The sequence below is a fragment of the Micromonospora sp. LH3U1 genome (assembly GCF_028475105.1).
GTDB lineage: Bacteria > Actinomycetota > Actinomycetes > Mycobacteriales > Micromonosporaceae > Micromonospora.
In genome coordinates this window covers 6464655-6479102 of the sequence record NZ_CP116936.1, presented here as the reverse complement: position 1 = coordinate 6479102, position 14448 = coordinate 6464655, and the positions used below count along the sequence as shown (strand labels likewise).

The 14448-nt window shown below is 70.6% G+C and carries 11 protein-coding genes; 2 read left to right on the top strand and 9 right to left on the bottom strand.

The features are described 5' to 3' along the window. Positions 1–27: 27 nt before the first annotated feature. Together PCA76_RS29715 and PCA76_RS29710 are read right to left on the bottom strand one after the other, a co-directional pair. Positions 28–1047, bottom strand: coding sequence for a GNAT family N-acetyltransferase (locus PCA76_RS29715; protein WP_272619723.1), 1020 nt, complete (start codon positions 1045–1047; stop codon positions 28–30). Positions 1048–1119: 72 nt separating this feature from the next. Next, positions 1120–2547 (bottom strand): lytic transglycosylase domain-containing protein, encoded by a 1428-nt coding sequence (locus PCA76_RS29710; RefSeq protein ID WP_272619721.1) that lies wholly within the window; start codon positions 2545–2547, stop codon positions 1120–1122. 55 nt (positions 2548–2602) lie between these two features. Between PCA76_RS29710 and PCA76_RS29705 the strand changes: the two genes are divergently transcribed. Further along, the gene (locus PCA76_RS29705) at positions 2603–2818 is read left to right on the top strand and encodes an FmdB family zinc ribbon protein (protein ID WP_272613711.1); all 216 of its coding nucleotides are present in this window, start codon (positions 2603–2605) and stop codon (positions 2816–2818) included. 151 nt (positions 2819–2969) lie between these two features. After that, on the top strand, positions 2970–5810 hold the full coding sequence (locus tag PCA76_RS29700; protein WP_272613710.1) for an ATP-binding protein: 2841 nt from the start codon (positions 2970–2972) through the stop codon (positions 5808–5810). Between the two features lie 164 nt (positions 5811–5974). Here the strand turns inward: PCA76_RS29700 and PCA76_RS29695 are convergent, their stop codons facing one another. The 7 genes from PCA76_RS29695 to arfA all read right to left on the bottom strand — a co-directional run bounded on the left by PCA76_RS29695 (position 5975) and on the right by arfA (position 14360). Next, the gene (locus PCA76_RS29695) at positions 5975–6514 is read right to left on the bottom strand and encodes a phospholipase (RefSeq protein ID WP_272613709.1); all 540 of its coding nucleotides are present in this window, start codon (positions 6512–6514) and stop codon (positions 5975–5977) included. A 186-nt stretch (positions 6515–6700) separates the two neighbouring features. Beyond that, positions 6701–8362 carry a glycoside hydrolase family 10 protein gene (locus PCA76_RS29690; protein WP_272613708.1) on the bottom strand — a complete coding sequence of 554 codons (1662 nt, stop codon included), beginning with the start codon at positions 8360–8362 and terminating at the stop codon, positions 6701–6703. Between the two features lie 229 nt (positions 8363–8591). Then, the gene (locus PCA76_RS29685) at positions 8592–9617 is read right to left on the bottom strand and encodes a glycoside hydrolase family 43 protein (RefSeq protein WP_272613707.1); all 1026 of its coding nucleotides are present in this window, start codon (positions 9615–9617) and stop codon (positions 8592–8594) included. Continuing rightward, positions 9614–10471, bottom strand: a complete 858-nt coding sequence (locus PCA76_RS29680) for a carbohydrate ABC transporter permease (protein WP_272613706.1) — start codon at positions 10469–10471, stop codon at positions 9614–9616. Before PCA76_RS29680 ends, PCA76_RS29685 begins: the two co-directional genes overlap by 4 nt. A gap of 10 nt (positions 10472–10481) precedes the next feature. Next, positions 10482–11447 carry a carbohydrate ABC transporter permease gene (locus PCA76_RS29675; protein ID WP_272613705.1) on the bottom strand — a complete coding sequence of 322 codons (966 nt, stop codon included), beginning with the start codon at positions 11445–11447 and terminating at the stop codon, positions 10482–10484. A gap of 6 nt (positions 11448–11453) precedes the next feature. Then, the gene (locus PCA76_RS29670; RefSeq protein ID WP_272613704.1) at positions 11454–12785 is read right to left on the bottom strand and encodes an ABC transporter substrate-binding protein; all 1332 of its coding nucleotides are present in this window, start codon (positions 12783–12785) and stop codon (positions 11454–11456) included. A 60-nt stretch (positions 12786–12845) separates the two neighbouring features. Beyond that, positions 12846–14360: an arabinosylfuranosidase ArfA gene (gene arfA, locus PCA76_RS29665; RefSeq protein ID WP_272613703.1), complete on the bottom strand. Its 1515-nt coding sequence runs from the start codon at positions 14358–14360 to the stop codon at positions 12846–12848. Positions 14361–14448: the final 88 nt, after the last annotated feature.

Genomic DNA, 14448 nt, shown 5'->3' with positions numbered 1-14448 from the left:
CCCTAATGGACAGTTTCGTGAATTTCCTCAGCGCGGCGACGAATCGAGGCGGTGCACCAACTCAGCGACGTCGACGCTGTATTCGCACCAGTCCCGGTCGGGCCGGTAGCCCAGCTCCGCGTTGACCTTCAGCATCGCCTCGTTGGCCTGCGCGTTCCAGGTCTGCACCTCGATCAGCTCCGGTTCGGCGGAGCGCAGCTCCAACAGCATCCGGGACTTGATCGCCCGGTCGATGCCGTAGCCCCGGTGGCCCTGCGCGACGATCGTGTCGTACTGGTCGGCGCGAGTCGGGTGCTGCGCCGGGACCACCACCTCCGTCAGACCGGCCACCTCGCCGCTCTGCTCGTGCCGGGCGAGCACGATGTACGGCTTCATGCCCCGCCGGTGCAGGGTGTCGAGGCTGTCGCGCAGCCGCTCAGGGTCGTAGGAACTGGGGCGCAGCTCACCGTCGTCGACGTCGCGCACCTCGGCCTTCGCCCGCGCGTACGCCTCGATCAGGTCGTCGGGTGGCCCACCGGGGAAGAACTCCAAGTGGTAGCCCGCCCCGATGCCGGTGGCCATCTGGGCCAGCTCGGCCCAGTCGACCGCGGTCAGGTCGAGCACGCTGCGCGTCTCCACGTACTCCCGGGTGAAGCCGAGGGACTCGTAGAACCCGACCGAGGGCGTGTCGCCGACCACCTCCACACCGATCGACTGGAAGCCCTCCTGGTAGACCCGGCGGGCGGCACGCAGCACCAGGTCACGACCGAGGCCGCTGCGCCGCGCGGACGGGTGCACCAGCACCTCGAGCACGCCGATGTCACCGAGGAGCAGCACGTGAACCTGGCCGAGCACCGCGCCCGGGTCGCCGGAGCCGGTCGGCTCGGCCTGGGCGATCCAGGAGATCCGCCGCTCGCCGGGCATCACCTCGGCGAGGTATTCGCGTAGCGAGGTCTCCCGCCAGGGCGGGTCCTGCGGCAGATCAGCCGCCAGGACCGCGTTCAGCGTGACCAACAGCGACGCGATCTCGGCGGACGACGCGGTCCTGGGGTCCCACTCGCGCACCATCACCCGTCTAGCTTGCCTCTAACAGCTGCCCGGGGGAAGTGTCCAGTTCTCCAACGTATCGAGACGATCACTTCACAGGCGACTGGCCCGTCCGTACCGGTTCGCGGTGTCGTAGACGTTCTGGGCGTACCGCCGTACATCGTTGTAGGACAGGATCGCGTTCCACCAGTCGCCCGCGATGCTCAGGTTGCGGCCGCCCTTGCAGAGGTAGTTTCCCGCTGCCAGGGCGGCATCGTCCAGGTCGTGCGGGTCCTTGACCCCGTCGTTGTCCGCGTCCGCCCCGATCTCCTGCCAGGTGGTCGGGATGAACTGCATCGGCCCGATCGCGCGGTCGAGGGTCGTGTCCCCGTCGAGCAGCCCACGGTCGGTGTCGATGATCCGCATCCGGCCGTCGTTTCCGTCCAACGGCAACCCGATGATCTTCGGCAGCGCCTTGCCGTCCTGCCCCAGCCGTGCGCCGTTGGCCGAGCCGTGCCCCGATTCGACCTGACCGATCGCGGCCAGCGTGGTCCAGCTCAGCGCGCAACTGCGATTGGTCTGGGCGAGCACCAGCTCGGCATAGCCGTACGCCTGCATGGCTCCTGGGGGGACGCCGACCTTGGTGCCGACCTGCTGAGCCCAGCCGGCCAGGGCGTCCGACGGCCGGACCCCGACCACCGGCCCGATGGGAGGCCCGGTCGGGAGCCCGTTGGTGGGCAGCCCGCCGCCGGGCACCGGGCCGGTCGGGACGGGCCAGGTGGGCAACGGGCCGGTGGGTAGGCCGGACGGCCCCGCTGGTGGTGCGGCTGCGGTCGGCGCGGCGGAGGAGTCGGCCGCGACCGGGCGTGGTGCGCGGATCGTGGCCGGCACGAGCAGCGCGCCCGCCGCGCCGGTCGCGGCCACCAGCGCCAGCAGGAAGACGCCCGGCAGGGTGAGCCGACCGCTCGGCCGGCGAGCCCAGGCGCGGGTCGCGCGGGCGGCGGTTGCCGCTGCCCGACGTGGCGGCAGCCGTACCGCGTGCGCGAACTGCACCCGCCGTCGCCGGGTGGGGTCGGACGCCGGCACGACCGGCATTTCGTCCACGGTGGTCTTCGTCGGATCCGCGACGCCAGCCATGGCGACGGTCTTCGCCTCGTCAGCCGGCGCATCGGCGCTCGACCCGGCGGTGGGCTTCGGCGCGGCCGGGGCGCTGGCGCTGCCATCCGCCTTCGGGTCCCCGGTCTTCGGGTGTTCGACCTTGGGGTCTTCGGTCTTGGGGTCTTCGGTCTTGGGGTCTTCGACCTTGGGGTCTTCGACCTGGGTGTCGGCCTTCGTGTCGGCGGGCGGCGCGGGCTCGGCCGGCGTGGCCGGGGCCGCTGGTGTGGTCGACGCGCTTCCGGACCGGCCGCTCAACCAGGGTCGGCGGGGGCGGGGCACCGCGCGCCCCGGATCGGGCGCGGCCCCCGAGCCCTGGAGTGGCCCGTCCAGCGGCGCGGCCGGACGTAACGGTTTCACACGCGTGTCGTCCTCACCGTCCACCACCCGTCGAGTATCACCCATGCTCCGCCGAACGTCAGATCCACGTACCCTGGGTGCCATGCCCCGGTACGAGTTCCGCTGCCGCGCTTGCGGCGACACCTTCGAGGTCAACCGTTCGATGGCGGCGGCCGGCGAGCCAGCCACCTGCCCGCAGGGACACGCCGACACCGTCAAGCTGCTCTCCGCGGTTGCGGTCACCGGCCGGGGTGGTGCCGCCGGTGGTGCCCCGGCACCCGCCGGTGGTGGCTGCTGTGGCGGCGCCTGCGGCTGCTGATCGGGCCAAATCGCCGCCGCCTGGTCGGCTGGCCTTGCCGGGATTGGGCCCGAGTGGCACCTTGAGGCGGCACCTGCCCGGCCGTTCTCACGATGCGTGATCGCCCGGACTCAGGCAGCATGAATCCGACGTCACGGGCGGAGGTCCACGCATGTCGCCACGGATCCAGCTCCCGAGCGGTTGGGTGACCTTCGTGTTCACCGATATCGAGGGCTCGACCCGGCTGGCCCAGCTACTCGGCCCGGACTACCGCCCGGTGCTCGCCGAGCACCGGCGGCTGCTGCGCCGGACGCTGGCCAGCACGGGTGGCGCGGAGCTGCTGACCGAGGGCGACTCGTTCTTCCTGGCCTTCGAGGACGCGGCGGCGGCGCTGACCGCGTGCCTGACAGCCCAGCGGGCGCTGTCCAGCCACGAATGGCCCACCAGTGAAGCCGCGCCCCGCGTGCGGATGGGCCTGCACACCGGCTACGCCGAGCCGCGCGACGGCGAGTACGCCAGCCCCGAGGTGCACCGGGCCGCCCGGGTGGCCGCCGCCGCGCACGGCGGGCAGGTGCTCTGTTCCGCGTCCACCGCACGTCGGGCCGAGCCGTTGCCACCCGGTGCGGCACTGCTCGACCTGGGCCTGCACCGCCTGCGTGGCTTCGACGACCGGGAACGACTGTTCCAACTTGTCGCGCCGGGCCTGGAACGGCAGTTCCCCCGGCCCCGCACCGCCGACGCGGTGGCGCACAACCTGCCGACCCAGGTGACCTCGTTCGTTGGTCGCCGGGCGGAGCGCGTCGAGTTGGGCCTGCTGGTGGAACAGCACCGCCTGGTCACGGTGGTGGGCGCGGGCGGCGCGGGCAAGACACGGCTCGCGGTGGAGTTGGCGAGCGGGGTGGTCGAGGCGTACCCGGATGGGGTCTGGTTCGTCGACATCGCCGCGGTGACCGACCCGGGGCTGGTGGCCTTCGCGATCGCTGCGGTGCTCGGCCTGCGACCCGAGCCGGGCCGGCCGATGCTGGACACCCTTGTGGAGTACGCGGCGGGCCGCCGCATGCTGGTCGTGCTCGACACCTGCGACACCCAACCGGCCGCCTGTGCGGAGGTGATCGCGCGGTTGCTGTCCGGCGGGAGCGGCGTGCGGGTCATCGCGACCAGTCGTGAGTCGTTCAGCCTGCCCGGTGAGGTGGTGTGGCGGATCCCGCCGCTCTCGGTCGACCCGCGCACGGACGGCGCGGAGAGCGACGCCGTGGCGCTGCTGCTGGACCGTACGGCGGCGGCGCGCGGCGGCCGGAAACCGGACCCGGCCGAGTCGGCCGATCTGCGCCGGGTGGTGCAGCGGTTGGATGGGTTGCCGCTCGCCATCGAGTTGGCCGCCGCCCGGCTGCGGGTGCTCTCTGTCGGCCAGCTCGCCGAGCGCCTGGACGACGTGCTCGGCACATTGGACGCCGGCCGGGAGGATTCGGAGCCGCCGCCGGTGGAGCGGGGTTGGTCCGGCAACCAGCAGGACACCGTGGACCTGGTCGCGGCGGCGGCCGGGGCGACGCCGCCCACACCGGCGAGCAGGGCGGTGCAGCGTTCGGCCACCGAGCGGCACCTGACCATGCAGGCCACCGTCACCTGGTCGTACCGGACGCTGGGGCCTCGGGCCGCCCGTCTGCTGCGGTGGCTGGCGATCTTCGCTGGGCCGGTGGACCTGGAGACGGTGGAGTGGCTGCTGGGCGACGACCCACTCGATCCACTCTCGGTGCTGGTGGACAAGTCGATGGTGTTGGCGGAGCCGCGTGCTGCCGGCAGCACCTACCGGATGCTCGACCCCATCCGGGCGTACGCGGCGCGGCGGTTGGTCGAGGTGGGTGAGGAGCAGGCCGCCCGGGACCGGCACGTGGCCTGGTCGGCGCACGCACTGAACCGGGCCCACCTGGGTCAGGACGGCCGACCGGTGACGCTGTCGCTGTATGCCCTCGACCCACTGGCCGGGGAGCTACGCGCGGCGCTGCGGTGGTGCGCCACCGGCGGCAGCGCCCGAGCCGGTCTCGGTCTGGCTGGTGGCCTGGACCAGTGGTGGCTTGAGCGGGGCTTGGCCCGGGAGGGGCGGCTGTGGCTGTTCCGGTTGTACGGGCGGATCGCTGAAACGGGTGAGCGGATTCCGGAAGCGGAGCTGGCGGCGGTCTACCACATGCACTCGCTGCACGCCGGCGCGGACGGCGAGTTCGCCGAGGAGTTGCGCTACTCCCAGCGGGCCGAGGCGGCCGCCCGACAGGCCGGTGATGCCGGGCTGCTGGCCCGGGTGCTCGCGGGCCGGGCCGCGCCGCTGGTCGACATGGGGCAGTTCGCCGAGGCCGAGCGGGTGTGCCGGGAGGTCATCGACTGGGCGCACGGGCAGGACGTGGTCGGTGAAGCCCTGTTCGCGGTGTTCAGCCTGGCCGAGCTGCTCTGGCGGCGGGGCGCCCTGGAGGAGGCGGCGGACCTGCTGGGGGCGGTCCGGCCGGTGGAGGCGGCCCGACCGGTCGAGCGCGGCCGGCGCTCGGTGGACATGCTGCTCGGGATGGTCGCGTTGGCCCGCGGCGACGTGATCGCCGCACATGAGCACCTGCTGGTGGCGCTGCGCTCCAGGATGGGCCACGGCTACCACGGCCGGGCGTGCGACACGTTGAACGCGATCGCGGTGCGCTGCGCGATCGGCGGGGATCGGTTGACCGCCGCCCGCCTGTTCGGGGCGGCGCAGGCCACCCGGGCGAGCATGCGGGCGACCCCGGGCATCTACGGCGGCTACTGGGCCGAGCAGCAGGCCGAGTTGCGTGCGGTGTTGGGTGACGCGGCCTTCGACGACGCGTACGGCGAGGGTGCCGAGTTGGGCTTGGACGAGGCCGCCGCGCTGGCGCTCGACGTGGAACACCCGGACCTGGCGGCGGATTCGACCCGCTTCAGCACGGGCCTGTCCCAGCCAACCCCCCGCCGTCCCGCCGACCCCGACCGCCACCCAGCCACCCGAACCGAACGCGCCTAACCCCACCCCACCCCACCCGCCCCCACCCCACCCCCCAGCCCAGCCTTGTTGATCAAGAGGTTTGCGTCAGGAAACGGGCTTCCGGTGACCGAAACCTCTTGATCAACGCGGCCAGGGGGCGGGGGTGGGGGTGGAGGCAGGGGTGGGGTGGGGTGGGGTGGGGTTTAGGGGTGGGTGGCGGCGGCGCGTTCGGCGTTGGCCTTCATTCGGGCGGCGCGGTCGATGTCGGCCTGCTGCACGGCCGCGACCGATCCGAAGATGCTGACTGCCTGGTAGTAGGTCCAGGCCAGGCTGTAGCAGGCCGGTCGGACGACCGCGTTGTACGTGGCGCAGACGCGCTTCAGGTCCTCGTAGAAGGCGCTGTCCAGTCGGGACTTGTTGGCCGGGAACTGGCCGACCGCCTTGTAGTTGCGGTAGCTGAAGTCGTGCCGGTAGCAGCCCAGGTTGAAGGTGAAGCCGAGCGGGTTGTCCGGGCTCGACGAGCAGTAGTCGGTGGACCAGTTGAAGTTGTACTCGGCCCAGGGTGCCCGGTTGACCCGTGCGCTGTTCCAGGAGTTGTAGCTGGACGCGCTGGTCTGGGTCCAGCTGGACAGCACCGACAGCCGCTGGGCGGGGGTGACGGCGGCGGCGGGGGAGGCGATGGCGAGGGTGGCGAGCAGCGCGAGCGCGCCCGAGGCGAACAGGGTGGCGAGACGTCGGGGCACGGGTGACCTCCGCGGGGGTGAGCGGGTGGGACGGAAGTTACCGGCGGGTTACCGGATGTCGATGAGTCTCGATCAACTGATCAACTGGTCGGTATGCGTCGCGCCAACTATTGGTGACATACGTCGAAACAGACGAATGCCCCGGGTGCGCGGGGCACCCGGGGCATTCGGCGAGGGAGGGACGGGTCAGCGCAGGACGAAGGCCGGCGGGCTGGTCGGGCTCTCGTTGGCCGACCGGTCCAGGGCGGTCAGCTGGTAGGTGTAGCGCCGTCCGGGCTCGGCCGAGTCGTCCACCCAGGACTGCGCCCCACCGGGCACGGCCCGGACGGCGTCGACCAGGTGCGCGGCGTCCGCCGTACCGCACCGACCGGGCAGCGTGGTGCCGTCGAACCGGTAGATCGCGTACGACGTGGCGGTGCCGAATGGCCCGACGCCGTCAGCCGGCTGGCGCCAGGTCAGCCGTACCCCGTCGGCCTGCCGGACCGCCTTGGTGACCACCGGGAAGAGCAGCGGCTTCGCCGGGAGGTGCGGCATGGTCGGCACGAGCGCCGGGCGGGAGTAGTGCTCGGCGGCGTAGATGTCGGTGGCGCCGAGCCGGTTGGCCCGCACCTGGACGGCGGAGAAGTGCACGTTGCCCTGCACCTCCGGGTACGCCCGGTTGAGCGTCAGGTGGTCGGACAGCTCACTCGGGTTCTGCCAGAACGGCCCGTACGTCGGCTCGCCGCTCTTGTAGTCGGCCTGGCCGATGTAGAGCTGCACGCGGGTGCCGCGCACCGTCTCGGCCCACCACGGCACGAGCCGCGCGTAGTCGGCGGCCGGGTACTGGCCGATGTACCAGTAGAGCTGCGGCACCACGTAGTCGATCCACTCCTGCTTGACCCACTTTCGGGTGTCCGCGGAGATGATGTCGTACGACTGGCTGCCGGTGGTGTCCGAGCCGAGCGGGTCGGCGGCCTTGTTGCGCCAGATGCCGAATGGGCTGACCCCGAACTTCACCCACGGCTTCGCCGCCTTGATCTTGCCGTTCATCTCCTGGATCAGCAGGTTGATGTTGTCCCGCCGCCAGTCCGCCCGATCGGTGAAGCCCCGGTTGTGGGCCGCGAAGGTGGCGTCGTCCGGCACCTGGTAACTGCCGCTGGGGTACGGGTAGAAGTAGTCGTCGAAGTGCACGCCGTCGATGTCGTACCGGCTGACCGCGTCCATCATCGCGGTCTGCACGAACTCACGGACCTCGGGGATGCCTGGGTTGTAGTAGAGCCTGCTGCCGGCCACGCCGGCCGGCGGGTAGGCGAAGGTCCAGTCCGGGTGCTGCCGGGCCGGGTGGTCGGGGGCGAGCTGGGTGAGGTCCGCACCGGCGCCGCCGGGTGCCGGCATGGAGACACGGTACGGGTTGAACCAGGCGTGGAATTCCAGGTTGCGCTTGTGCGACTCGTCGACGAGGAAGGCCAGCGGGTCCCAGCCGGGGTCCTGCCCGCGGACGCCGGTCAGGTATTCCGACCAGGGCTCGTACGGCGAGGGCCAGAGCGCGTCGGCGGTAGGCCGGACCTGCACGACGACTGCGTTGTGGTGCAGTCGCTCGGCGAGGTCGAGCAGCCCCCGATACTCGGCTTGCTGGGCGGCGACCTGGTTCGGGCTGGTCTGGGACGCCTTGCTGGGCCAGTCGATGTTGACCACCGACGAGATCCACATTGCCCGGAACTGCCGCTTGGGCGTTGCCGGGTTGGTGGTGCAGGTGGTGGTGCTGGTGGTGCCGGCCGCGTCGGGTGCCGCGTTCGCGGGGGTGGCGGCGACGAGCGTGCCGAGCAGGGCTGTGACCAGCCCGGCGGCTCCGAGGCGAGTTGCCTTCATGCGGTGTGTCCCTTCGTTGGGGCTCCCGGGTGATCAGCGCGGCAACTCCGGCAAGATTCGCCGAGGGCTATCTGCCGCTGGTAGGAAATTTTCATACTCGGGTCGTAATCGCAAGGGCTCACGCCCGATCGATGCGATTGACCAACATCGCCGCCGGGCAGCAACGCCGACCTCCTGACCCGACGCGTGCGGAAGGGCCCCCACTCGGGGGGCCCTTCCGCACGACCGATCAGGGGCGGGGTTGCGGCGTTGCCGTCGGGCCCTTGACCACCGGCTTGCCGTCGACCCAGGTCACTTCATCGAGCCAGATCTGCCGACCGGGGTCGGTGCTGCCCTCCTGGCCGGGTGGCCAGGCGTGGTAGATCAGCCAGGTCCGGCCGTCCTTGACCACCATCGAGGCGTGGCCGGGGCCCGAGGCGGCCTGGTCGCTCTTCAGGATCGGGTTCTCGGCGGCCTTCACACACGGGCCGGTCGGGCTCTCGCAGACCGCGTAGCCCTCGGCGTACTCGGCCCGGTCGTAGGCGTTGGCGGCGAAGAAGAGGAGCAACCGACCGTCCTGGCGGTGGAAGAACGGCCCCTCGATGAGGGTGCCCTCCCACGGCTCGGTCTGCTTGAGCAGCTTCGTCGGCTCGCCGACGAGGGTCAGGCCGTCGTCCGCGAGGCGCTGCGACCAGAGCCAGGTGTCCACCCCGATCGCGTTGCCGTCGTTCTTCCACAGCAGCCAGAGGCTGCCGTCGGTGTCCCGGAACGGGCTGGCGTCGATCGCCCCGCCCAGGTCGGCCTGGCAGATCAGCGGGCCGGCCGCGTCGTCGGAGTACGGCCCCTGCGGCGCGCTGGCCACCGCCCGCCCGACGCACTGCCGCCCGGACTCCCGGCCGGCCACGGTGTAGTAGAGCAGGAAGCGGTCCGGTGCCAACTGGATCGCCTCCGGCGCCCAGGTCTTGCCGGCGTCCGCCCAGTCCGGCAGCGCCGGCAGGGCGTCCCCGGCCTCGGTCCAGTCGACCAGGTCCGTGGAGGTGAGCACCGGGACGTTGCGGCCCCCGGAGTTGGTGTGGAACAGGTACCAGGTGTCGCCCACCTGGATCGCCTGCGGGTCAGGGGCGTCGGTCTTCACGACCGGGTTGGTGAACATGCTGGGGTCGCTCCCGCTGCTCGTGGGGGTGGATTCGCTGCCGTCGGCACAGCCCGGAACGAGCAACGCGGCGGCGATGACGATCGCCGCCGCGCCGCGTCGCCGGGCGGTTGTGCGCGTCATCCCTTCAGACCACTGCGGGAGACGCCCTGGATGATGTGCCGCTGGGCCAGCACGAAGAGGATCAGCACCGGCAGGCTGGCCAGCACCGCGCCCGCCATGATCACCGGGTAGTCGGTGACGTACGAGCCCTGGAGCAGGCCCAGGCCTGGCGGAAGGGTGAGCTTCTCGGGGCTGAACAGCACGAAGATCGGCCAGAGGAAGTCGTTCCAGTTGGTGAGGAACGACAGCACGGCCAGGGTGGACAGCGCCGGCTTGGACAGCGGCAGCACCACCTTGAAGAAGATCTGCCACTGGTTGGCGCCGTCCAGCGTGGCGGCCTCCTCCAGCTCGTTGGGCAGGGAGAGGAAGAACTGCCGCAGGAAGAAGACCCCGAACGCGCTGGCCGCGCCGGGCACGACCACCACGGCGAGGGTGTCGATCCAGTTGAGCTGATCGACGATCAGGAAGTTCGGGACGATCAGCGAGGTCGGCGGAATGAACAGCGTCCCGACGATCAGGGCGAAGGTCACCCCGCGCCCGCGGAACCGCAGGCGGGCCAGGGAGTACGCGGCCATCGAAGCGGTCACCAGCACCAGCAGCGAGTGCAGCGTGGCCGCCATCATGCTGTTGAGGAACCAGCGCAGCACCGGGTTCGCCGAGTTGTTGAGGATCTGCTCGTAGCCGTACCCGGCGACGGGGTTCGGCAGCCAGCTCGGCGGGATCTGCTGGGCGGCGGTGTAGGTCTTCAGCGAGGTGATGACCATCCACACCAGCGGAACCAGGAAGATCAGGGCCAGCGCGACAAGGGTGGTGTAGAGCCCGACCCGGCGCAGGCCCGATGCGGAACCGTTGGCGGTCGGCGTGGGCGTCGTCATGGCGATCCCCTCAGTCTTCCTTGTAGCGGAAGATGCGGAAGTTGGCGATGCTCACGACCGCCAGCATCAGGGCGAACACGATGCTCATCGCGGCCGCGCGGCCGGCATTGTTGTTCCGCAGGCCCTCCTCGACGATGAACCACACCACCGTGCGGGTCTCCGTGCCCGGCGTCCCCTGGGTGATCAGGAACGACTGGCCGAACATGTTCGCCGAGGCGAGCACGGTCGTGGTGATCACGAAGAGCAGCACCGGGCGCAGCCCGGGCATGGTCACGTTGCGGAACCGCTGCCAGGCGTTGGCGCCGTCCATCCGGGCCGCCTCGTACAGCTCCGGCGAGATGTCCTGCAGGCCGGCCAGGTAGATCACCGCGTTGAAGCCGGAGGTCCACCAGACGGTCACCCCGACCAGGGAGATCCATGCCCACGGCATGTTCGTCACCCAGGGAGTGTCCGACGGCAGCCCGACCGCCCCGAGGAGCCGGTTGACCAGGCCCAGGTTGGCGTCGAGCAGGAACCGCCAGAGCAGGCCGATCACCGCGACGCCCAGCACGTACGGCGCGAAGTAGATCGCCCGGAAGAAGGTCCGGCCCGGGAAGGACCGGTTCAGAAGCAGCGCCAGCCCGAGCGGTACGACCACCAGCAGCGGCACCGACAGCACCGTGAAGATCACGGTGGCTCGGACACTCTCCCACCAGTCGCCGTACACGGCGGAGTCGCTGGAGAAGAGCTGCTTGTAGTTGTCCAACCCGACGAACGGCCGGTTGGGCAGTTGGAAGTCCCATTGGTGCACGCTCAGCCAGAGGCCGAGGATGATCGGCAGCAGGCCGAAGACCCCGAACAGGACCAGATAGGGGGCTAGGAACAGGTATGGCGTCGCCCGTCTGGTCCGACCCGCCGAGGCGGCCCGGCGGGCTGCGTTGGCCGCCGGGGGCGGCGCGTCACCGCGCGCCGCCCCGACCTCGATCACGTCCGCCACGAGTTATCAGCTCCCGTACTTCTTGCGGTTGTCCTCGAGCTGCTTGTTGGCCTTGGCAACGCCGTCGTCCAGCGCCTGCTTGGGCGTCTTCTTGCCCAGCGCGGCCTCGTTGAACGAGTTGTAGAAGGTCGTGATGACCTCGCCCAGGCCGGGGGCCGCCGGCGGGAAGGCCGCGTACTCCAGCTCGGGGGCGAGCGCCGAGATCTCCGGCAGCGCCTTGAACTCGGCGCTCTCGACAACGGCCTTACGGGCCGGGATCTGGCCGCCCTTGGCCCAGTCGAGCGAGTGCTGGCTCAGCCAGTTGATGAAGACCTTCGACCCGGCGACCTTGTTGGCGTCGTTGGCCCGCTGCTTCACGATGGTGAAGTTGTGCGAGTTGGCCCAGGTCGCCTTCTTGCTGCCGATCTGGGGCAGCGGAGCCACGCCCCACTGCACCTCGGGGCTCTTCTTCAGATCGTTGATCTGCCAGATGCCGTTGAAGGTGAAGGCGTTCTTACCGCTCTTGAACGCCAGATACTCGGCGTCCTGGCCGACGTTGGCCGGCGAGTGACCCTGCTTGATCATGTCGACCAGCCAGGTGCACGCCTCGACCGCGGGGTCGGAGTTGAAGGTGGCCTTGGCCACGTCGGCGTCGAAGAGGGTGCCGCCCCACTGGTTGAGCAGGGAGTAGAACGTCATGCCGCCGGTGAACTGGAACGGGCTGATCCAGAAGCCCTGCACTCCGGCCTTCTTGAACTCGACCAGGGCCGCCGTGAAGTCGTCCTTGGTGGTCGGCGGCTTGTTCGGGTCCAGGCCGGCCCGCTGCATGACGGCCTTGTTGTAGTAGAAGCCCAGCGGGTGCATGTCCAGCGGGATGCCGTACCGCTTGTTGTTGTAGAGCCCGCCCTTCCAGACGATCGGGGCGAAGTCCGCCTCGGAGAGCTCCAGGTTCTTGGCCACGTCGTCCAGTTCGCTGATCACGCCGCGGGCGGCGAAGGTGGCGAGCTGGTCCATGTGCATGACCGCGATGTCCGGGCCGTTGCCGCTGGAGGCCGCGCCGGGGAGCTTGTTGTAGTAGTCCTCCCACTGGTACGTGGCCACCGACACCGCGATGTTCTGGTGCTCGGTGTTGAACTGGGTGACGAGCGTCTTGAAGATGTCGCCGTCACCGCCGGTGAAGCCGTTCCACAGCTTCAGGTCCACCTTGGGGCCGGTGTACTCCTTGCCACCGTTGCCGGCGGCCGGCCCGGAGGCGCTGTCATCGCCGCCGCCGCAGCCCGCGAGGGTCAGCGAGGCCGCGGCGCCGATTCCGAGACCGAGGCCGAGCAGGCGGCGCCGACTCATGTCGTTCTGGATCATGCTGTATTTCTCCTTGGAGGGGGACGGGATGAATTGTGCCTGCTCAAGCACGGTGCGACATCAGGCGCTGGTCGGGCCGAAGCGCAGCACGTTCCAGGACACGGCGGGCAGGCGCACGGTGCACCGGCCGCCGTCGGGGGTGGGGGTGGGCAGGTCCCGAGGCGTCACCCGGTCGGGCTCGGCTTCGGTGTTCGTCGCTGACGGGTCAGACCCGGCAGCGATGCTCTGGAAAGACAGACCGGACATACCCGGCAGGCCGCGTAGGTCGAGGTCCAGTGCGAGGTCCGTGGAGTCGCGGTTGACCGCGAACACGGTCAGCTCGCCGGTCTCCTCGTCGTGCACGGCCACGGTGTCGAGCACCGGCACGTCCCCGTACTTCTTGGTGTCGTAGCGCGGCGACACCGGGTCGGTGCGCAGCACGGTGCCCCGGGCGTACCGGGCGGTCAGTGCGAACGGGTGGAAGATGCTCTGCCGCCAGGCCGGGCCACCGTTGCGGGTACGGATCGGCGCGATCACGTTGGCCAACTGGGCCTGGGCGGCCACGCCGACCCGGTCCGCGTGGCGCAGCAGGGTGATCAGCAGGTCGCCGACGACCACCGCGTCGACCGCCGTGAAGTCGTCCTCGATCAGCGCCGGCGCCTCGACCCAGCCGCGCCGGTCCAGGTCGGCCTGGAGGCGGGCCTCGTACCAGACGTTCCACTCGTCGAAGGAGATCTTCAGCTTGCGCTTCTGTCGCTGCTTGGCGGCCACGTGGTCGGCGGTCGCGACGACCTCGGTGATGAAGTTGTCCATGTCGACGGCCGAGGCCAGGATGCTGGCCTGGTCGCCGTCGGACGGGTCGTAGTAGGTGTGCGCCGAGATGTAGTCGACATGCGCGTAGGTGTGCTCCAGCACGGTCGCCTCCCACGAGGCGAAGGTGGGCATCCGCCGGTTGGAGCTGCCGCAGGCGATCAGGCTGATCGACGGGTCGATCATTTTCATCGCGCGGGCGGCTTCGGCGGCGAGGCGGCCGTACTCGTCGGCGGTCTTGTGGCCGACCTGCCACGGGCCGTCCATCTCGTTGCCCAGGCACCACAGCCGCACCCCGTACGGGTCCTCGGCGCCGTGCTTGCGCCGCAGATCGGAGAGCTCCGTGCCGCCCGGGTGGTTGGCGTACTCCAGCAGGTCCAGTGCCTCCTGGACGCCGCGCGTGCCGAGGTTGACCGCCATCATCGGTTCGACGCCGGCCTCGGCGGCCCACGTCATGAACTCGTCCAGCCCGAACGCGTTGGTCTCGATCGTCTTCCAGGCCAGGTCGAGCCGGCGCGGCCGGTCGCCGACCGGGCCGACCCCGTCCTCCCAGCGGTAGCCGGAGACGAAGTTGCCGCCCGGGTAGCGGACCACCGAGACGCCCAGCTCACGGGTCAGGTCCAGCACGTCGCGGCGCAGGCCGCGGGAGTCGGCGCTGGGGTGGCCGGGCTCGTAGATGCCGCCGTAGACGCACCGCCCCATGTGCTCGACGAAGGAGCCGAAGAGGCGTCGGTCGGCCGGGCCGATGGAGAAGGCCGGGTCGATCGTCAGCTGCGCGGTCCGCAAGGGGGTGCCACCTTTCCTCAGTGCCGTTGCCCGGGTGACCGCAGTCACCGTTCACCCGGTGTCCATCGTTTCTACAACGTTGTAGGCA

Bases quoted from the DNA above. Each gene is read 5' to 3' on its own strand.
- PCA76_RS29700 (WP_272613710.1), top strand. From the start codon at position 2,970: ATGTCGCCACGGATCCAGCTCCCGAGCGGTTGGGTGACCTTCGTGTTC.
- PCA76_RS29685 (WP_272613707.1), bottom strand. From the start codon at position 9,617: ATGACGCGCACAACCGCCCGGCGACGCGGCGCGGCGGCGATCGTCATC.
- PCA76_RS29670 (WP_272613704.1), bottom strand. From the start codon at position 12,785: ATGATCCAGAACGACATGAGTCGGCGCCGCCTGCTCGGCCTCGGTCTC.
- PCA76_RS29690 (WP_272613708.1), bottom strand. From the start codon at position 8,362: ATGAAGGCAACTCGCCTCGGAGCCGCCGGGCTGGTCACAGCCCTGCTC.
- PCA76_RS29680 (WP_272613706.1), bottom strand. From the start codon at position 10,471: ATGACGACGCCCACGCCGACCGCCAACGGTTCCGCATCGGGCCTGCGC.
- PCA76_RS29715 (WP_272619723.1), bottom strand. From the start codon at position 1,047: ATGGTGCGCGAGTGGGACCCCAGGACCGCGTCGTCCGCCGAGATCGCG.
- PCA76_RS29705 (WP_272613711.1), top strand. From the start codon at position 2,603: ATGCCCCGGTACGAGTTCCGCTGCCGCGCTTGCGGCGACACCTTCGAG.